19 protein-coding genes and 1 pseudogene are annotated in these 20,797 nt (G+C 47.3%); all 20 read right to left on the reverse strand.

All coding sequences use genetic code 11. The annotated features are described in order from the left end of the window. Positions 1-23 precede the first annotated feature (23 nt). Complete coding sequence (locus tag ACE3MZ_RS21115) at positions 24-1,877, reverse strand: DEAD/DEAH box helicase (RefSeq protein ID WP_411346873.1); 1,854 nt, start codon at positions 1,875-1,877, stop codon at positions 24-26. A gap of 309 nt (positions 1,878-2,186) precedes the next feature. After that, positions 2,187-3,638 carry a SulP family inorganic anion transporter gene (locus tag ACE3MZ_RS21120; protein ID WP_411344056.1) on the reverse strand — a complete coding sequence of 484 codons (1,452 nt, stop codon included), beginning with the start codon at positions 3,636-3,638 and terminating at the stop codon, positions 2,187-2,189. 371 nt (positions 3,639-4,009) lie between these two features. Next, a complete protein-coding gene (locus tag ACE3MZ_RS21125) occupies positions 4,010-5,680 on the reverse strand; it encodes an ABC1 kinase family protein (protein ID WP_411344057.1) in 1,671 nt (556 codons plus the stop codon). Position 5,681: 1 nt separating this feature from the next. Continuing rightward, entirely contained in the window at positions 5,682-6,011 is a 330-nt protein-coding gene (locus ACE3MZ_RS21130) for a phasin family protein (RefSeq protein WP_367063737.1), read from the reverse strand. Positions 6,012-6,230: 219 nt separating this feature from the next. Next, positions 6,231-6,896: a ThuA domain-containing protein gene (locus ACE3MZ_RS21135; protein WP_411344058.1), complete on the reverse strand. Its 666-nt coding sequence runs from the start codon at positions 6,894-6,896 to the stop codon at positions 6,231-6,233. 373 nt (positions 6,897-7,269) lie between these two features. Next, positions 7,270-7,596, reverse strand: a complete 327-nt coding sequence (locus ACE3MZ_RS21140) for a hypothetical protein (RefSeq protein ID WP_411344059.1) — start codon at positions 7,594-7,596, stop codon at positions 7,270-7,272. Positions 7,597-8,155: 559 nt separating this feature from the next. Continuing rightward, positions 8,156-8,485, reverse strand: coding sequence for a hypothetical protein (locus ACE3MZ_RS21145; RefSeq protein ID WP_411344060.1), 330 nt, complete (start codon positions 8,483-8,485; stop codon positions 8,156-8,158). An 11-nt stretch (positions 8,486-8,496) separates the two neighbouring features. Further along, on the reverse strand, positions 8,497-9,198 hold the full coding sequence (locus ACE3MZ_RS21150) for a pirin family protein (protein ID WP_411344061.1): 702 nt from the start codon (positions 9,196-9,198) through the stop codon (positions 8,497-8,499). Between the two features lie 315 nt (positions 9,199-9,513). Further along, positions 9,514-11,493 carry a methyl-accepting chemotaxis protein gene (locus tag ACE3MZ_RS21155; RefSeq protein WP_411344062.1) on the reverse strand — a complete coding sequence of 660 codons (1,980 nt, stop codon included), beginning with the start codon at positions 11,491-11,493 and terminating at the stop codon, positions 9,514-9,516. A 476-nt stretch (positions 11,494-11,969) separates the two neighbouring features. Continuing rightward, positions 11,970-12,395 (reverse strand): DoxX family protein, encoded by a 426-nt coding sequence (locus tag ACE3MZ_RS21160; RefSeq protein ID WP_411346874.1) that lies wholly within the window; start codon positions 12,393-12,395, stop codon positions 11,970-11,972. A gap of 118 nt (positions 12,396-12,513) precedes the next feature. Continuing rightward, positions 12,514-13,395, reverse strand: a complete 882-nt coding sequence (locus tag ACE3MZ_RS21165) for a M56 family metallopeptidase (protein ID WP_411344063.1) — start codon at positions 13,393-13,395, stop codon at positions 12,514-12,516. Next, a complete protein-coding gene (locus ACE3MZ_RS21170; RefSeq protein ID WP_411344064.1) occupies positions 13,377-13,793 on the reverse strand; it encodes a BlaI/MecI/CopY family transcriptional regulator in 417 nt (138 codons plus the stop codon). The genes ACE3MZ_RS21165 and ACE3MZ_RS21170 overlap by 19 nt, the downstream gene beginning before the upstream one ends. Positions 13,794-14,059: 266 nt before the next feature. Continuing rightward, positions 14,060-14,509 (reverse strand): hypothetical protein, encoded by a 450-nt coding sequence (locus ACE3MZ_RS21175; RefSeq protein WP_411344065.1) that lies wholly within the window; start codon positions 14,507-14,509, stop codon positions 14,060-14,062. Positions 14,510-15,093: 584 nt separating this feature from the next. After that, on the reverse strand, positions 15,094-16,554 hold the full coding sequence (locus ACE3MZ_RS21180) for a catalase (RefSeq protein WP_411344066.1): 1,461 nt from the start codon (positions 16,552-16,554) through the stop codon (positions 15,094-15,096). Between the two features lie 1,070 nt (positions 16,555-17,624). After that, entirely contained in the window at positions 17,625-18,407 is a 783-nt protein-coding gene (locus ACE3MZ_RS21185) for a winged-helix domain-containing protein (RefSeq protein ID WP_411344067.1), read from the reverse strand. Beyond that, positions 18,383-18,778: a Fur family transcriptional regulator gene (locus ACE3MZ_RS21190; RefSeq protein WP_367063725.1), complete on the reverse strand. Its 396-nt coding sequence runs from the start codon at positions 18,776-18,778 to the stop codon at positions 18,383-18,385. The genes ACE3MZ_RS21185 and ACE3MZ_RS21190 overlap by 25 nt, the downstream gene beginning before the upstream one ends. A gap of 309 nt (positions 18,779-19,087) precedes the next feature. Beyond that, positions 19,088-19,390 carry a hypothetical protein gene (locus ACE3MZ_RS21195; protein ID WP_411344068.1) on the reverse strand — a complete coding sequence of 101 codons (303 nt, stop codon included), beginning with the start codon at positions 19,388-19,390 and terminating at the stop codon, positions 19,088-19,090. A gap of 144 nt (positions 19,391-19,534) precedes the next feature. Next, positions 19,535-19,687, reverse strand: a pseudogene (locus ACE3MZ_RS21200) (CPCC family cysteine-rich protein); the annotation flags it as partial. Positions 19,688-19,758: 71 nt separating this feature from the next. After that, positions 19,759-20,370 (reverse strand): pentapeptide repeat-containing protein, encoded by a 612-nt coding sequence (locus ACE3MZ_RS21205; protein ID WP_411344069.1) that lies wholly within the window; start codon positions 20,368-20,370, stop codon positions 19,759-19,761. A 17-nt stretch (positions 20,371-20,387) separates the two neighbouring features. Continuing rightward, positions 20,388-20,681 carry a hypothetical protein gene (locus tag ACE3MZ_RS21210; protein WP_411344070.1) on the reverse strand — a complete coding sequence of 98 codons (294 nt, stop codon included), beginning with the start codon at positions 20,679-20,681 and terminating at the stop codon, positions 20,388-20,390. Positions 20,682-20,797 lie beyond the last annotated feature (116 nt).

Consider the following 20,797-nt stretch of genomic DNA (forward strand, 5'->3'; position numbering starts at 1 on the left):
AGGGCTTATAACGAGAATCCCAATTAACGACGACCGCGACGGCTATCTGAGCTACGACCGCCCGCATTGCTAGAGCGATTGCCACCAGTGTTACTGGAGCTGCGTCCACCTGCGTTGCCGGAACGATTACCGCCAGTAGCGCCGGAGCTACGTCCGCCCGCGTTGCGACCGCCTGCGCTACCAGAGTTGCGATTGCTGCCAGCGCCATTTCCGTAACTGCGTCCACCTGCTTCGTAGGCACTACCACTACGGCTTGCACTATTACCAGTGCTGCGTCCGCCAGTGCTGCTGCCTTTACGGTTGCTTGCTCCGTATTCGCGTGTACGTGCATTGCCAGCGTTGGAAGCAGCACCGTTGCCTTTGGATGAATCGCGGCGGAAGTTGCCTTCTTCATCTGTACGGCGGGATACCGCACTTGTACTTGCCGGGCTATCCGGGCGTGCAGAACGTTCGTTACGCTTGTTTTTGCCTGTGCGTTTTGGACCGCTAAATTCTGCGGATGCGCTGCGGTCATTGGTACGTTCACCTGCACGCTCGTTGCTGCGTTCCGTTGTACGACCTGTACCGCCGCCACGGCGACCACCGGAAGAACGTCCGCCCTGTTGAGCGGAACCGCCACGACTGCCATAACCGCCAGCAGAGCTGCGTTTGTTTTTGCCATTTCTACCAGATTCGGTTGTACGACCACTGCCGCCGCTACGCGGTTTGTGCTCGCGTACATTGGACAGCAGCTCACCGGAATCATCGGATTGCGCGGATGTACGAGAGATTTCGCGTTGCAATTTCTGCGCCGTCTCGCGTTCAATCTGCTCCAGTTCGCGGCGATCATGCGGCGTTACGAATGTAATCGCACGACCTTTGCCACCTGCACGTCCAGTACGACCGATACGGTGAATATAATATTCGACATCCTGTGGGATATCGTAGTTAAATACGTGCGTCACACCTTCGACGTCAATCCCACGCGCTGCCACATCTGTCGCTACAAGCAATTGCAGCTTCGCTTCGCGGAATGCCTTCATGACTTGCTCGCGCTTGTTCTGAGACAGATCGCCATGCAGCTCGTCTGAGGAGTAGCCCAGTTCTTGCAATTCTTCGTTCAGCTTAGCAGCACGACGCTTCGTACGGCAGAAAATCACTGCCAGATACGGTTGCTCACGGTCGATATATTCTTGCAGTGCAGCCAGTTTGCCGCGTGGCGTACATTCCACAACGAGCTGACGGATCAAGTTCAGTGGAACGGTTTCTTCGGTGCCGACACGAATATCATGCGGTTTACGCATATATTGTGCGGACAGGCGACGAACGCCCTCTGGAATCGTTGCAGAGAACAGCATCGTTTGACGGGATGGTGAAGTTGCCAGAATGATCTGCTCCACTTCCTTCAAGAATCCCATATGCAGCATTTGATCCGCTTCATCCAGTACGAGCGTGCGAATCTTCGTCATATCCAGTGTGCCACGACCCATATGGTCAAGCAAACGCCCTGGTGTACCGACAACCAGATGGCAACCGCCTTCCAGCTTGCGCAGCTGACGTTCTACGTCCTGACCGCCGTAAGCTGCCAGAATACGTACGCCTTCGTAAGCGTCAGCAAGCTTGCGCGCTTCAGTAGCGATTTGCAGCGCCAATTCACGCGTTGGCGCTACGATCAGCGCCTGCGGAGCACCGGTTACGTTCAAGTTTAATTTTTCAAAAATAGGCAGCAAAAATGCCAGCGTCTTACCTGTACCGGTCTTCGCCTGTACAATCGCGTCTTCGCCCTGGAGCAGAAGCGGAATGGATGCCTGTTGCACTTCAGTCGGCTGGGCAATGCCGTTCGCTGCGAGCAATTCTACTGCCGCAGACGAAATATTGAAAGAGTTAAAATTTGTCACTGTGTTCACCTGTTCTTCCTTCATATTGGGCAGCCCGTCCGCACATCATGATGCAACCGCAAATCCATACGGCCCAGGCCAGAGTCGTCCGCCATGTACAGATGATCATTTATCTGTTCATTCAACGTCCGCTCGTAAAAAGAAGCATCGGCTCATCCCGATGCTTCAGTGCCGGTCAATCACCGACACGATATAATCATACGAAATACGACATGTTCATTTGTTCATCATTACAGCTTGTTTGCATAGCGAAACGCCGTCAAAGTGCAGACGTCTCTAGCGTCAATATAACGTGTATTCCGGTTTCCGTCAATGCCCGGACGAAATTGAGCCGTGACTAAGGCGCTCATACAATTCGCGACTTTCTTCATTCAGACCGCGAATATGCAGTACTTTACCATGTTGCTCGTACTTGTCCTTGAGCTTGCCGATACCAATGACCGCCGAGTGATCCCAAATATGGGAACGGGCAAAGTCGATAGTCACATCCTGCGAATCGTCCGCCGGTTTGAAATGATCAACAAACTGGCTCATCGTCCCGAAAAACATCTGTCCACGCACTTGATAGATCCGATGCTGCGGTGTCGATTGTGCAGTTTCTTCGATATGCAGCTGCGACATCTTCCAACCGAAACGCAGCGCGCTCATCACAACACCGACGCCTACACCGATCGACAGATTGTCGGTCAGCACGACGATCACAACAACGGTCACCATAATGATCGCTTCTGCCAGTGGTACTTTGTGAATGGTCAGCAGTGAATTCCAGCTAAATGTACCGATGGACACCATGATCATTACACCCACCAGCGCCGCCATTGGCACCTCACGTACAATCGTACCGAGCACAACCAATAGCACGAGCAGAAATGAACCTGCGATAAAGGTGGACAGTCGTCCGCGTCCACCCGATTTGACGTTAATGACCGATTGTCCAATCATCGCACAACCCGCCATCCCGCCGAACAAGCCGCTGACGATATTCGCTAGCCCTTGTCCTTTGGCTTCGCGGTTTTTATCGCTTTTCGTTTCGGTCATTTCATCGACAATGGTCGCTGTCAGCAGCGATTCCAGCAACCCGACAAAAGCAATTGAGATCGAATACGGCAAAATCGTAACAAACAAATCCCAGCTCAGCTCTACCATCGGCAGATGGAAAAATGGCAGCTCATTGCTCAGCTTGCCCATATCGCCAACGGTACGCACATCCAGATGCAGGAAGTACGTGAGCAGCGATACGATAATAATCGCTACGAGCGGCGCCGGAACAGCTTTGGTAAACAGCGGCAAAATATAAATAATCGCCAGCGTCAGCGCTACCAGCGCATACATCAGCCAGTTGGCTCCAACAAACTGCGGCAGCTGTGCCGAGAAGATGACAATCGCTAGTGCATTCACGAATCCAGTCATAACTGACTGCGGAATGAAGGTAATAAAGCGCCCAATCTTCAGCCAGCCAAGAATAATCTGAAAAATCCCCGCCAGAATCGTTGCCGCAAACAAATATTCTACTCCATGCTGCGCCACCAGCGTACCAACCAGCACAGCAATCGCTCCGGTTGCCGCCGAGATCATCCCCGGTCGTCCACCCGCCAGCGAAATGACAATCGCAATACAGATGGAAGCATACAAGCCGACCATCGGATCAACACCCGCAATAATCGAGAAGCCGATGGCTTCCGGTATCAAGGCAAGGGCTACTGTAATCCCTGCCAGCACATCAGGTCGGATATTACCGAACCATTGTTGTTTATACGTCATGATCATCCTCTTTCGGGCATGGAGCAGCGATCCGATTGAATGGACTTGCATTCCCGGACGTTACTGATCAGATTGAAGCGCCATGCTTGTTTGTAAATAGTAAAATGACTTCCCTCTCGCGGGGAAGATCAGAGCCGTATGTACAGATAGATTTCCATTATAGCCAATCCGCTGTCATTACACCAGAGAATATTCAATTGTAATCGCTATCATCAAAATAGTATGGGATTCGTCTTCAAACCCAATACGTACTCTCGTGATCCGCAAGCATGCATCAAGCCGAGATGACAACAAAAAAAGGGAACGGACGATGTTTCCTCCATTCCCTTTTACAAACTAAATATGTCATATCTACATCAAGCGTATATGATCTAAAACCTGCCTGATTTGAAAATAGCAAACAATAGCCAGATGACCATCAGCGTCGCTATAATAAAGCCAATCTCGACTACCGGCAGTCCCCACAAAATCGGCGTCTGGTCACGCAGTGACGAACCGATAATCAGCCCGACCATAATGATACAGAACGCCAGCAGCACGATACTGAATGCCAGCCGGTTCACGATCTGATCCATCTTGTGCAGCAATTCGCCCAGCTCCGGTACGTTGACTTCAACTTTGAGCTTGCCAGAGCGAATCATCCGCGATAGTTCCGACGCCTGCCTCGGCAGATCCGTCAGCACTTCAACCGCCTGAAAAGCACCATCGGTAATACGTTCACGCAGCTTTTTCGGGCTATAGCGCTCGCCCAGCAGTCGCCTGCCGAACGGTTCCGCCATATTGAGAATGCTGAGCGATGGATCAAGCCGTTCGATCACGCCTTCCAGCGTAATGAGCGCCTTGCCAAGCAGTGCCAGATCGGACGGAATATCAATCCGGTAGTTACGAATAATCGCAAACATCTCGTTCAGCGCTTCCCCCAGATCAATTTGCGAGAACGGTACATCGTAGTACTGCTCTCGCAATCGTTCCAGTTCACCGCGCATGGCAGAGATGTTAATATCATCCGGCACAAAGCCGAGTCGCATAATCGCTCGTACCATACTGTCCGTATTTTTGCGTAATAAGGCGATGACGAAGGACGCGAGTCCATTTTTCGTATCCGTATTGAGACGTCCCATCATACCAAAGTCCAGATAAGCGATGCGTCCATCCCGCAGCGCCAGCAAATTGCCCGGATGCGGATCGGCATGGAAGAAGCCATCGATAAAAATCTGCTTGAGCATCGAATCAACCAATCGCTGCGCCACATTCGACAGCTGCAATCCTTGCTGCACGATCTGGTCGGGACGCCCCATATGAATGCCATCGACGAACTCCATCGTTAGCACACGGGCAGATGTATAATTCCAGAACGTCTTCGGAATCTGGATATTGCGGTCGCCGTCAAAGTTCTGTGCAAGCCGCTCCATGTTGCGTCCTTCCACATTGTAATCCAGCTCCGCACGCATCGATTTGGAAAATTCCTCGATGATCTTGTCAATATTGTAATGAGACACCCAGTCCATATGACGACGAGCAATCCCAATCAGATCCTGCAAAATCTCCAGATCGCGATTTACGATGCGCGCCACGCCCGGACGTTGTACTTTGATCGCTACCATTTCGCCGGTATGCAATTTCCCCAGATGCACCTGCCCAATCGAAGCCGCCGCAATCGGCTGCTCCTGAAAGTTCTCCAGCATATCTTCCAGCGATGCACCTAGCTCTAACTCGATAATCTGCCGCGCTTCTTCACCGGCAAATGGCGGCACCTGATCTTGTAACTTGACCAGTTCTTCAATAACATTTTCCGGCAGCAAATCCGAACGTGTACTCGCCAGCTGCCCCAACTTGATAAAGGTCGGTCCCAGTTCTTCCAACACGAGTCGAATCCGTTCGCCCACCGTACGGATGCCCTGCGTCTCACGGCGTACTAGCTTGAGTGGAATCGCCAGCATCCGGTTCAGACCCAGTTCCTCGACCATATAACCAAAGCCATGACGCATCAGCGCCATGGCGATTTCTCTGTACCTTCCGGCATGCCGGATATGGAGAGACATCTTATGACAATGGCGGCTGCGGCTGTTCCTGTTCTTTCTCAGCCAGGCGCTTCTCCAGCACAGTGATCCGCTGTTCCAGTTGTTCAACGGTCGCTTTGGTCGGTACATCTAACTCGGTCAGGGCTTTTTGCACCTGTAGGCGTACCCAGTCCTTAATCTGACCCTGCTCTTCGGCACCGCGATCCATCAGACGATCAATCAAGGCGTTGGATTCGGATGGTGCCAGTTCCCCACGTTTCACGAGATCGTTAACCGCCTTTTCCACTTTCTCTTTGCTGACGACTGTCACACCAAGACCTAGGGATATCGCTTTTTTGAACAAATCGCTCATTTCCGTTCCTCCTGACATAGATTAAATACAACCAAGCAGTCTGCATATTGGCATAGTCCGGTAAAAGTAGAATGGGACATGCTCGTTCCATTTCCCTTACCGGAGCATGACAATATGACCATGCATATTGTGTCTGTTTCCAGTATAACGGTTTGAGCGTCATATGCCTAATCTCATCTTCATTTGGCTTGCTATCCTCTTGCTACTATGATCTGCATGCTACAAAATCCCGGCAGCCCAGTTTAATCCTTGTACGATCATGCGCTGGAATTGCTCATATTCAAATGAAGGGGCATGATGTCCCGGCATCAGGTAGACCGTGCGTCCCAGACCGTATGTGGAGCACCATCCTGCTGGCCAAGTATCATCGTCCATGCTGTACTCCATTAGAATGGTACGCTCCGCGCCAGCGAGTAAATTGAACTCATACGGCTCCTCCTCCATGCTGAATGACGAGATACCCTGCATGATCGGGTGTCCTGGCGAAGCGATGTGCATGTCTAGCTTGCGGTAGTCGGTATGACCGCGATATTGCGCGCCCATCAGTTGTCGTAGTTCATAGTTATGTTCCTGCAAAGACACGCCGCAATGCAGGATAAGCAGTCCGCCTCCATTGACCACATATGTAATGATACCGGCGGCATGCTCCGGGCTAATCTTCTTGTTGAATGCATCGGTGTAGACGATGCACACATCGTAGGCTTCCAGTCGCTCCATTTCGAACATTTCGTAATCGTCGCTAATATGCAATTCCCAGCCCTCTGGCATCAGTGTATGGATGTGCGACTGAATCCGATCCAGCGGGTGGTACGGTGCATCATCACCGTAATCGCCAATCAATAGCGCCTGTCTGACATGATGTTTGTGATTGGATTGTGCGTTCATATACGGTTACGTCTCCTTTGCAGTGTAATAAGGTGGCTTGGTGAATCCACCGTACGACAATGAAAAAAGGACATTCGGCATTGGAGATCAAGCTCCGAACAAGATCAGACTTGTTCGCCGAATGCTCCATTATGTCCTTACCCGTATTTTGATACGATTGTACATATTATTTCAATTTTTATGTTTTTAATTTAAGGAATGAAATGGATATTTGCGATTGGACTGAGCGTATACGTCGTCTATAAACGGATTGTATAGGTATGATCATAACAAAAACAGCATGGTCCATTTGTTTAAAGGGCATCATGCTGTTCATCGTATAGTTATGCAGTTATTCACTGGCTAACAGGTATATATCCATCTATGCAGACAATTAGGCTTTCTTGACTGCTTTTTTGCGAGTAGGCTTTTTCGCTTTGGCTTGCTCTTCTGCTACACGCGCCGCTTCTTCTTCCGCTTCACGCTTTTGCACTTCCAACTGCTTCGCTTGCTCTTTTTGCTTCGTCTCATACGCTTGATTCAGCGTGTTCTGAATATCCTCTTTACGCATTTTCAGATGACTGCTAAAAATATCCGGGAATACGAATACTTTGCGTCCTACATTCTGAGCAAACATGACGGTGATCCGCTCATTATCGTTTTCCAGCACCTGTCCTACGCCAAATACTTCGTGCATTACCTGTTCGTCCGTTAAATTCATATGTTTGCCTCCTGTGGCCGCTCATTGGCTGGATACGCCAGATCGCTGTTAGCCGGATTGGATAAAATCATTCGCTATGACTGGAGAGATCGCGTTGTGTGTAGCGTGCATCTTGCGTGTGGATGTAGCATACGGAGAGTGATGAGCGGGGGAGCATTGCTAGCAGAGGATAGACATTAGCGTCCATTCTGTGTTTTGTGCAGCATACATATGCTGTTGTAGAAATAGAGACAAAAAATGCAGCGACACTTGTTAAAAATCGAAGCGATGTTAACAAGGCCACTGCATGTCTGTGAAGTGTTGTTTATTCATTATAGCATAAATTGCGCTTATACAGTGAAAGGAATATGTCACAGGTGTATTTTTAAGCATTTTACGATTCTATAAAAGCCGATTTTATTCTGCATACCTATTGCCTTTCCAACATCAACAAGCTAGCGCATACTGTGCGCTAGCTTGTTCTATCATGATTCCTGCAAAATTCTCATGATGCGTTCCAACATATGATGTATGTTCAATATGATGTACATTCAATGTGGATTGCGATTAATTGTACCTCTTACGCCCAGTATTCATCAGGCACATAACGAATTTCCGATGCTGCTTCAATCACAAGTATTCCCTGCGCCGAATCAAACTGAACTGTCTCCGGGCTGACATAATACCAGTGCTTGATCTGCGGACCCTCTGCCGGAATTTCGAAACGGAACATATTCAGTTCTCCACGAAAATGAACGATATCCGCAGCAATATCAGGCGGTGCATTGCGAAAGGTCATCCGATATCCACCTTCTGGCAGTACTGCGAATTCATATTCCAGCGGTAGCTTATTATTGTTGAGAAATTCGCGCCCAGTTACCGCATGTTTGACCATCACTGTCTCTTTCATGCTTCTCCTCCTTACGGCAGATCGATCAGCAGCCAGAATACGGGTTGCTCTGCGACCAATTCCAGTTTGCTCACTTCTTCAATCCGGGCGGCATCGCGTGTCGACAATTCATGTTCATCGTTCACGCGCAGCGAGCCATTTATTACAAATACATACGTACGGCGATGCGGCTGCTGGACAAATTCAATCCGTTGCCCCGCTTCTAATCGACTCAAATAAATCGTCAGATCCTGATGAATCGTTGCCTGATTCTCGCCACCCTGACGGCTAACGATTGGCAACAACGTACCATTCAGCGATGCCGGATGAAACGAAGATGTCATATACGACGGCGTCAATCCGCGTGCCTCCGGTTCAAACCAGAGCTGCAACAAATTACAGTCATGCTCATCTGATGCATTGTGTTCCGTATGCACCACACCACTGCCTGCCGACATGCGCTGAATACCGCCAAAGGAACTGACTGCTTCATTCCCCAAATTGTCTTCATGACGCAACTGCCCCTGTAATACAATCGAGACGATCTCCATATCACTATGCGGATGCGCGCCAAATCCACGAGATGGGGAAATAATATCGTCATTAAACACACGCAACGGTCCAAAACTCACATTGTCACTATCCTGATATTCCCCAAACGAAAAGCTATGACTCCCCCGCAACCATTCACGGTCAAAATGAAAACGTTGATCTGCTGGATAGATGGTAAACATGATGAGATATCCTCCCTGATCTATACTGAATAAATGTAATAAACTAACTAATATAATGTATTATATCCGCTAACCGTTCCACATACAAACCTAGATTTGTACTCACGAAAAATGTCATCCGGCATCCTCATAGAGTCATACCGAATCATACCCAAGCGTTCTATTTACAAAAGGCAGATTTCCATACAAAACAAGCCGCTGCCCCTATTGTTTATATGGAGCAACGGCTTGCTATTTAAACATACTCATTTATACATTTGGAACAATGTACTGCATATAAGATCGCATAATCTATTGCACAAGCGAGCGTCAAACTTACAATTTAAAGCGCGATACGAGCTGTTGCAGCTGCTCTGCCAATCGAGTCAGGTCTGTAGCAGCACTCGATACCTCCTGCATGGATGCCAATTGTTCCTCGGCTGCGGCGGAGATCGTTTCAGTATTACCTGCGGCTTCATCCGAGATGCTGGCGATATTCTCGATCGATTCGACTACTGCGCCTGCATCCTGATTGAGCGAGCTAGTAGTGACCGATACGTCATCCATTTTGCGTGATACAGCTTTGATCGAACGATTGATTTTGGAGAAGGAGCGACCGGATGTATCGACAGCGATAATACCGCCTTCGACATTTTGCTTCGCCTGATCCATAACTTCTAGCGATTCGCTCACGACACCTTGCATACCGATGATCAGATTGCTGATACGCTGCGCAGAGTCTGCTGATTCCGATGCCAGTTTGCGTACTTCCTCGGCAACAACGGCAAAGCCTTTGCCATGCTCACCTGCACGTGCCGCTTCGATGGAAGCGTTCAGCGCCAGCAGATTCGTCTGTTTAGCAATATTGCGGATCAGATCGACAATGCCGTCAATTTCAGACGACTGCTCACTCATCTGATTGATAATTCCGTTCAGTTTTTCCACCGTTACCTGAATATCGTAAATTTTCTGTACGACATCGATGACTGACTCGTTGCCTTTGGCAGCAGCCTTGGCAGCTTCATCCATCGTTTGCGTGACATCGCCTACGTGAGTGGAAATTTCGTCTACACGTTGTGACATCCGCTGAATAGCAGCAGCACCTTCGGTTACACTTGTCACCTGACGGTCGCTACCAGTAGCCACTTCTTGAATCGCAAGCGTCACATGTTCTACCGAGCGACTTGTTTCCTCCGCTCCAGCAGCCAGCTGCTCGGAAGCCGACGATACATTATCCGTCGTATCGCGTACACTTTCGATCATATCGCGCAGATTGCTAACCATGATCGCAAAGTCGCGTGCCAGATCGCCGATTTCGTCATTGTTACTCTGATCAATATTAACGGTCAGATCGCCTTCGCTAATCTGATGCGTCGTTTTGCGCAGACGGCTGATCGGTTTCATAATCATGCGGATACACCAGAACACGATAATTGCAGCAACAACGAGCGAGATACTGACGATGATTAGCGCCATCGTACGCACAGGCTCAACCGCTTTTTCGATTTCGCTCTGATACATCGTACCAGCGATCTTCCAGCCTGTCGCTTCATTGGTCAGGAAAACCATTTTCTTCGGTTGCCCTTCAAACAGATAATCAATCTCGCCTGTTTTCTCAGCATACATTTGTTGCAGATATGCGCCTGTCGCTTTATCTCCTGTTTTACCGTTACGGCTGGAAATATAGTTCTGGTCAGCATCCAGCATAATGACATAGCCTTCCTGACCAACCGGAATATCCGCCAGTTTGGCGAGGTTTTCCAGATTGAGCGATACACCGAGTACACCGGAATTATCCGGCAATGTACGGGCAATAACGACAACGGGTTGATTGTTGGAGTTGATCACAACTTTTGTAATGACCGTTGTTCCCGGCGCTGCTATCGCTTGCTTGTACCAGTCCCGTTCACGCGGATCGTAACCATTCTCGTTTTCCTTTGGAATCGCGCGAATCATCGTACCATCCGGCGTACCGACAAATGCATCTACCGTTTCGGGATGCAGCCCGACATAACGCGCCAGCTCCGGTACAATCTGCGGACTAAAGCGTCCATCGATCATAGATGCGTTGAACAATTTCGACAAATACTCAACATCGTAATCCTTCGCACTGAGTGAACTTTGTACAAAGTTATTTGCTGTATTCACGCTTTGGCTCGCGCTTGTAATCAGCTGGCTTTCAACTTGATTTTTGGCATTGCTGTACATCGTGATGCTTATTACAAGGCTTGGCGCCAGTAATACAAATGCAAAAGCCACAATCAGCTGATTACGAATAGACCAGCGTAACCGGGGCTTCTTCAACCATTTTTTCATCAATCTCACACTCTTTCCTTATTAAATTACGATCATCTGTGGTATATGGATGTTAGTCTTGATCAGTTACACTATATATCGCCTAACGAGTGGCAATTATTTAGCATGTTATCTAGTTCATGCGAATTTTGTTGAAATATGTACGTATTGGTTGTTTCAAGTAACTTTTGTCATGGATAATCGCTAAATATATCATTATAATACTTACCGTCCATTTCTTTCGGCATGTTTCACCAAAAATATTTCCCGTTCACTCCGCTTACAATTCTGCCATCGCCTCCCAGACAATTGCCATTCTCCCTTTGGTAGTCCCAGCTTCCCTATCCACATTGAACATAACAAAAAGGAGCTATGGCATCTGCCACAACCCCTATCCATCTGAATCCTCTCATTGATCATTCTGAATGATCTCATCCATCATTAGCGATATATGCAATCCATGTAACCGCCTGTGTTCATCCTACGCAGATGCTACTTTACGAATTCTGTGCCAATCGTCCACGTTCACTGCGTTCTTTTTTACCGAACAATACACCATCTAGTGATAGTAGTGCACTGCCAGTCAGTGCCATTTGCAAGCTGGTGAACAGAATCAGATAATCAAACTCCGTACCCATCATAAATGGCTGACCTGCTTTTGCAGTCACCAGCACGCCAACCATAACAATCGTCAGTGCCAGACCTGCCAGACGAGTAAATAGACCAACGATCAGTGCGATACCGCCTGCAATCTCAATGACTGCCACTACAGGTGCCAGAAATGCTGGCAACCCTAGACTTTGGAAAAATCCTTGCGTACCACCAATACCACCTTGAAACTTGGAAAATCCGTGTAACAGGAAAATCACACCTGTTAGTACTCGCGTAATTAGCAAGCCCAGCTCTACATATCGTTTATTCAAACCCATTACCAATTCCTCCTTTGATTGTGTCCACTACAAAATGTAGTGTTATTGTATAAAAAGCCGCCCGTCGTGCCCTGCTCAGCCTCTCATCAAACAAGCAGGACACTCTGTATGTCTATACAAGCGACCATAATAACAAAATACTAAGCGCCGTTAACACCGGCAGCGAGATTACAACTGATCCTAACGGCAGACGCGGCGATGTACCACTCTCCGGTTCGAGAATGCGGTGAATCCGGTAGTTGAGTGACGTTTCTGCGAATGAAGAATAGATCATACGGGCAGGGAAATGGATACCACCGTGCGTACGGTTGACCAGCTTCAGCAGCGCTCCGCCAATGCCGAGCGGCGTGCCCAAGCGCTGAATCGCATCATGATCTGCCAGCACCTCACGCGAGATTTTGTACTGGTGCGCCATATTGCGCAGTACTGGCAAAAACCAGAGCGCAAACGCCGCCTGTCCCAGCAAAAACGTAACCAACGGATCGCGCTGACGATAGTGAAACAGCTCGTGATGCACAACCGCCTGCTGCTCTTCTTCATTCAACAGCTGCAATAAACCTTCCGACAAAATAATGCGCCGACGCCAATTGCCCATCGTGAGCGCCAGCGGCTGACGGCAAGAGACGATGATGAACATCGCTTGTCCATCTGGACTGTAACGGTCGTTAAATGCCGCCGTTAATGCTGTATGTTCCAGCTCCCGGCAGCGCCGCACTGCACGAACCGAACCATACCATTGATCCAGCCCATAGCCGACGTATAAAACAAACGTACATGTCACCAGTCCCGCTAGCAGATGACTGACCGAAAACCAGCCATGATTCTGCATCCACATATTGCATATACGCAGCAGATCAAACGGCAGATTCCAGCCAAATAGCATATGCAGCGAATATACGCCCATCAGCCCTAGCGTAAACAGAGACATACTCAAACTAACCTTCAACAAACGCTGCGAACGACGTTGCCACCATTCTACTCGTTGTTTTTCCATTGTTTGATTTTATCCTCCAAGGCTTGAATAAGTTTGGGGTCCACTTCTTCCAGCACATCAACCATATGATTGACAGCCAGTGTACCGAACTCCTCCATCAGTTCATGAGTCAGTTCCCTGGATTGATTGTTAAGAAAATCTGCGCGGCTTTCCGGCGGAACGTAGTGGAAGCTTTTGCCTTCGATATGACGGGATAACGCACCCTTGTCTACTAGCCGATTCATAACCGTCATCACCGTATTGAAATTGAGCGGCTTGCTCTGGCTGATGACAGTTTGCACTTCCTTGATCGTCAGCGGATGCTGCGCTTCCCACAGCACATTCATAATCTGTGCTTCCAGTGGACCGAAAAAGCGATCCAGTCCGGTAGCACCTACATTGAACTTTTTGATTTTCATTTTCTGTATGCCACCTCACACTACACATTGTAGTTCCAACCGCAAGAGCAGTCAAATTTGTGAAGTTAATTGTATAATATCACAATTTGCGTAACAGTCTATACTTTTCGTTAGTTTCTTTCGTTTAACTTTCAGGGAGTATGCTATCCAGCATGTTTATAATGTACATCATCAGACACCAAGTGCATACGCCCTGAAACTATAACTATGCAGTCGCTATACATGCTTTCCTTCTATTTCATCAACTAAGATCAGGTTCCCACTATTCAATATCCTTCGTTCCAGATCAATGTCATTTCCACTGTATCTGAGCCGGGCTGTACAGGGCTGGCATTCAAAATCCAGCTTTCCCCGGTAGCATCGTTACTGCCCTGAATGACCAGTTGTTTTTCGCTAATCTTCTGCAAGGCATCGGGCATATCCTGAATACGGAAATACTCGCTGTACGTCTTGGCTAGCGTTTCCATATCCAGCTTCGTCTGTAAAGTAAGCCGTACAAAGTGTTCATTTGCCGTATCATTGTGCACCGCAGTTACGACCGTAGCATCATCAGGAATAGGAAAATCCGCAGGCACTCCATCACCGGGTGCACGCGCCACCACACTTTGCGCCGCCAGACTAGCTGCTTCTGCCGAAACGGGTTGTGCCACCATTCCGGGTACTAATAACGCAGCCGCCAGCAATCCACACATACCAGAACCTGTCCATCTGTTCATGACAACCTCTCCTCTGCTGTCGTATCGTCCATCACAAGCCATTACCTGCTGACCGGCAATCCGCTTCCTGTATGATCATTCACGACCAGAACCGACGTAACACGGGAGAACCCAAACAAGGACAAGCGCCAACCTATACAACCGTTACGCCTGTCCCTGTCGGTATATCAATCTATAAGATGACCCTGAGGTCGTATGCGCTGCGGCTTACGGATTCAGGCGCTGTAGGCTCACCAATAGAAGACGAGGAATCTCAATTACAATCGTCATGTCTCCCTCATGTCCTGCTGGCTTCCCTACTTCACAATATCCGGCTATAAGCGCCGCAGACCTTGCCATATGGGCTTGTCGAACAGCTCCGTTTCCTCTGCTTCTGGGTATAAGCCGCTAGACGATCCGCTTCGCTTATCCCCTTCTATACGATAGAGCGATTCAACAGGCTGTATATAAAAGCGTCCGGTCTTATTCCAGAAAAGGCTACCCCTTGCATGGTTAGAAGACCGGACGCTGAATATCAGTGTTCCTGTAGTATATGTTGCTGTAAATGATTCGTAGTGACTTAGAGAAGCACGGTAGTCAGATGATCAACTACGCAGTTGCGACATGAATTCGCTGATATCCACGCCAAGTCCCTGAGCGAGACGCATACCGTATTCACGGTCGGCACGGATAAAGTTGCAAATGGCGCGCAGTTGAATGTCTTTTTTTACTACCTGTAAATCATTAACCAGATTGTTGAGTAAATTATCCTTTTGTTCGTCAGAATAGGAACGATATTGTTCACCAGCCTGTGCAAAATCATCGGTTTTCTCGATTTTCTGGCGAGTCACATGACCTTGCAGCTCCACTTCGGTATCGCGGTAAGCCGGATCTTCGGATGGACCTTCCGTATAACTGTTCGGCTCGTAGTTGTACGTGCTGTTATCTTGATTCACATTCATAAAGCCGTCGCGTTGGTGGTTACGTACCGGTGCGTATGGGCAGTTCACCGGAATTTGCAAATAGTTCGGTCCGAGACGGTGACGCTGGGTGTCTGGATAGGAGAACAGACGACCTTGCAGCAGCTTGTCTTCAGATGGCTCGATGCCTGCAACGACTGCGCTTGGCGAGAATGCAGATTGCTCTACTTCGGCAAAGAAGTTTTGCGGATTTTTGTTCAGTGTCATCGTACCGACCAGATGCAGCGGGAATTGGTCTTCCGGCCATACTTTGGTCGGATCGAGTGGATCGAATGAATAGTTGTCGATATCTTCCGGCTGGATAAACTGCACTTTCAGCTGCCATTCCGGGAATTTGCCCTGCTCAATATGGTCAAACAGATCGCGGGTTGCGTGGTTGAAGTCTTTTCCCTGCTGCTTTTCCGCTTCGTCGGCAGAGAATGTGCGCACGCCTTGTGACGATTCCCATTTGTATTTGACATACGTGACTTTACCTTCGTCATTGATCCACTTAAATGCGTGTACGCCGAAGCCGTCCATCTCGCGGTAGCTTGCTGGTGTACCATGATCTGAGAACAACCAAGTCATCATATGCGTCGATTCTGGTGTCAGTGTCATGAAGTCCCAGTAACGACCAGGGTTCTGGATATTCGTTTGCGGGTCTGGTTTCAGAGAATGCACCATGTCCGGGAATTTGATCGCATCACGGATAAAGAATACTGGCAAATGGTTACCGACGATATCATAATTGCCTTCTTGCGTGTAGAACTTCACCGCAAAGCCGCGCGGATCGCGTGCTGTTTCCGGGGAACCGACACCGTGAATAACAGTGGAGAAACGGACAAATACGGGCGTTTCCATACCTTCTTCTTGTAGGAACGCTGCTTTGGTGTACTGCTTCATACTATTCTCAACGCGGAATACGCCATGTGCGCCTGCGCCGCGTGCATGTACAACGCGCTCGGGAATACGTTCACGGTCAAAATGGGCAATCTTCTCGATCAGGTGGTAATCCTCCAGCAGTGTAGGCCCTCTGCGTCCGGCTGTTCTGGAGTTCTGGTTGTCTCCAACCGGAGCACCCTGGTTTGTTGTCAAACGGTTATCCATCGTTAGATCATCCTTTCGTTATGCCTGATTTCGCATGTCCATGAATCGTACTTCCATGATTTAGACTTGCATTTAGACTCATTTCAAAAATCAGAAGTTAGACTTATTCTAACATTGGATAGTGGCTCCTTCATGAGGGCTGGATGATGCTTCCATGAAGATGGGGTGAACATGCTTCAGCAGATTTCTCGCGTTTGAGGGAGCTGTTGAGACACTGCGCTCCGGTAAGAGATAGGGGAAACGGGCTCAGGTGGAGCCGCGGGAATCTTATGAATGGGGAGAGAGTGAAGATTCCCGCCCCTCCAAAGTCGCCCTTATTCCCCTATTCCCTTCCCTACGCTCTGTGCAAAGAGTTTCTTGTAACGGGATCTAGGGGTTGCTGGAAGCTGTTTGGGTGGGGAGGTGGCAGGTTTTTTATAAGGAGTGAATACGCTGGGTGATTAGATGCAGACTTGATAAGGAGTAAAAAAGGAATTAAAGGCTACAGAAGGTTTAGAACTTTAGAACTTTAGAACTTTAGAACTTTAGAGATATTGCGGGTGGCTTGATGTAGTTGTTGGGTTGTTTGTAGTGGGATTGAATATGATGCGGGTCTGGTTATAGAGGAGCTAGGAGATGGAGACGGTTTTGTATCATTTTTTGTAGCGATGGAGAATGTGGGGTGAATGGTATATGAAGTGAAATGATACAGTTCTAGGCGGAATTCAGAGTTTCTTTTGGCATGAATGAAGTCATTCGGTAGGATCGGTGGGCGTTTTATTTTGTTTGTATTAGGGTGGAGTGGATTGAGCTTGTAGGGCATTAGCAGATAGTATCAGGAATTTGGGGGACAAAATAAAGACCAGTGAGCACTTAGGGAAGTGTCGCTGGTCGGACTGGGCGTATGGAATTGGTTGTGTTTGTTGGGTAGTGCGGTTATTGGTTTGTTGAGAGTAGCTTCTTTGTGGGGAAGCTGGGATGGGCTTGGGTATTGGGCGATGTTTGGTGATGGTCAGCATCCACTTGTTTGTTGAGATCATCGTATTGTTTGTTGAGATCGTGATGAATTGTGAATGGAGATAGATGCTGGATCAGTCCGCCAGACGGTAGCCTACGCCACGTACTGTGGCGATGTACTGAGGAGCGGAGGCGTTGTCGCCGATTTTTTTGCGCAGACTTTTGACGTGGACGTCGACCACGTTGCTGCCGCCAAAAAATTGGGTGCCCCAGATTTCGCTCATCAGTTCTTCGCGGGACAGTACGCCGCCTTCGCTTTCGATCAGCATTTGCAGCAGATCGTATTCGGTTTTGGTCAGTTCAACGCGGCGTTGTCCGCGGTATACAGTCATTTTTTTGCGGTCGATCCACAGGTCTTTGAAGACGATACGGTGCTGGGTATCATCGGCTGCGGGTGTCACGGGACGGCTGGCGTTGGAGCGGATGACACGTTCCACGTGATACAGCCCTTCCTGTGGGCGCATCGGCCAAATTAATAATTCTTCTTCTGTCCATTCCTTCATGCCAAGTGCAAGCATTTCTTCACGAACGAGGAAAATCGACGGCACATGAGAATTATTCTCATTAATGCGCAACTTAGCCAATTCGATGTCGCCGCTACTCGCAGATGAGATCATATCAAAAATATACAGGTCTGCGCTAATCGAGCCAGCACCGCTATTTTCCCAGCGATGAAAAACCATTACATCAAAGCAGCTATCGGACAGCATACGTGTCAGATCGTGTACACGGCTTGGAACCGGGCTAATAATAACAACACGGCGCGTGACTGGGCAAGCCAGCGGCATATGTTCAGCGGATGCATAATCAGTAGAAAGATAATCATTCTCAATTATTTTTTCGATTTGTTTTTGCATTCGGTACACACTCCTCTAAATACGACATGTGCATGATGGACATCGTACCCGGTTTCCTCCGCTACATCAGCGTACCATTGCAGAGGTGCATCGGTCATGACTTCATCCACACGTCCGCAAGTTTCACAGACAATATGCTGGTGATCGTCCATTTTGCCGTCGTAACGACTGGCGGTTTCACCAAGCTTCAATTCACGGATCAGACCGTTATCTGTCAAGTATCTTAACGAGTTATATACAGTTCCATAAGCAAAATTATGACCACGCTCTACCAACCGATTCATCACGTCAGCGGCAGTAGGGTGATCCTCGGCGTTGTAGACGATATCGTAAACAGCTTTCCGCTGCGTCGTCAGGTTGATTGTTTTCACATGGATCATTCCCTTAATTTTGATTTTAGAATAAGTATAAATCCATTTCAAATGTCGGTCAATAGGTTTAGCCACTAAAGTGATAATGATTCTCAGGATTTTGGGGATTTGTTGCTGGATTTGTCGATAATGATTCGTATTGCGGTGAAATTGGGATCATTTTTGTAGTGGAGTCGGTAAGGCTTTTTGGTATTTTACACTATTGACGGAATTTGAATCGGGTTGTATTGCGGTTGAGTATAGTAAACTAGAAATAAAAAAGCCCTTGAGTTTTGCTGCTCAAGTGCTGAGGTGCATGGATGAGTTGGATTAACCATTTACTATTTCATCATTAGTTTGCTTGATTTTCTTTAAAATAGAATTTAATTGATTCATATCAAAATGATTCGCATTGTCACTAGCAATAAAAAATAACTTTAACCAAAAAGCATCGTTCTCAGCATGATTTTCGATAGCTTGACGAATACATTCTTCATTCAACTTTTTTACAATGATAAACGGAGGTCCTGCCGAAATATAATTAACTCCTTCATTATCCATCAGTGTTATTAAATTAAGCGGTGTTATCGCAACAAATGTGAGAAGCGTATGATCTTCTAACTCGACAAACACGTCGATATTATCATTGTTTTCATCCACATCAGATAGTGGCGTTGGGAAAGAAATATTTTTTATTATGATTGATTCCTCATTTCTATTTTATAGACTGGTTGTAATTTTTGTTTCAAGAATTTCCATTAGTGATATTTAAGTAGCCTATCTATTGTTTTCTAGAAGTTCTTCCTCAATTGGCTCACGCACTAAATGCTTGAACTGCAGTTCGCTTGCTCCATCTTTTCTATAGTTTTCTCTCGCTTGTAGTAATGAAACCTGGTTGGCTCCTATACTTCTACTAGGGTAAGCATGAGCAACTTTATCATCACTTTACACTGTAAAATAGCCGCAGCACGCACAGGGTAGTCTTTCTAGTTGACTTCCCTTTACAAATTTAGATTCGCTTGCTCTACCATCCAATGTTTTGCCTTCTCTCCTTCCAGCATGATAGGTTCCTCTACTGTTCCAAGATTAATACTTTCAATATCAGCTTCCTCGATACCTTTCATTCCAGTAAGATTTGCTCCTTGAAGAAGAACATTTTTGAATTTGCTTACTGTTATATCTACGTGCATTAAATTCGCCTGCCGAAAATCTGTACGTACGCATAAGGTATTTGTCAAATTAGCATATTCTAAATGACTACCAAAAAATACGGTTTCAAAACAATCACTTTTCACGAAATTGGCGTAAGTTAAAGTCGCATAAGAGAAGTCGACAGAGAGGAGCTCTGCCTTAACAAATGAACAATAATCCATTGTCGCCTCACGAAAAGTGGAAGAACATAACCACCCTCGATAAAATTCGGTTTTGCTTAAATCCAGTTGATCAAATTTACACTCTGTTAAAGAAGCACTATCTAGAGATAACTCTTTCAACGTGACATCCATTCTTGTAAAATCCACTTCGTCTTCCACTAACTTTTTACCTTGCTTTGCAATTGTTTCTATCCATAATTTATGCAATTCAAGTTTCTTTTCCATGAGCTGCTTAATCATTCTTTGCATTCTCCTTTTTAATAAGGATACCAGATCACTCTGTCATTTTTGCCTGAACTTCCAATCGCCCCTCTTGATTGTATTACGTGATCTCCTGTCAAGTTCCTTGTATCTATAATTACGTTATATCCTCTACCAAATTCTTTATTTATTTTTCCCATAGCATTTTCTAGATTAAAAGCCCCTTTTTTCTTATTTGTATGTCCATCTGGATAAGATCGAAATCTTTTCACATCCCATTTTATGCCCGTTGTAGTATCAATGAAATCCGCTCCTGCATTGCTATTAGTATCGCGAATAACCCAGCACAATATTTATTTTTCTTCTAAATCTAGTACAATATTTCGTTCTTCTTTACTGTAGCTGTAATTGGTTTCTTTCAGATTTTCCTTCAGTCCGCGAGTTTCATCCAATGTTAAACGATTAC

It is taken from the genome of Paenibacillus sp. WLX1005, from assembly GCF_046603685.1.
Lineage (GTDB): Bacteria > Bacillota > Bacilli > Paenibacillales > Paenibacillaceae > Saccharibacillus.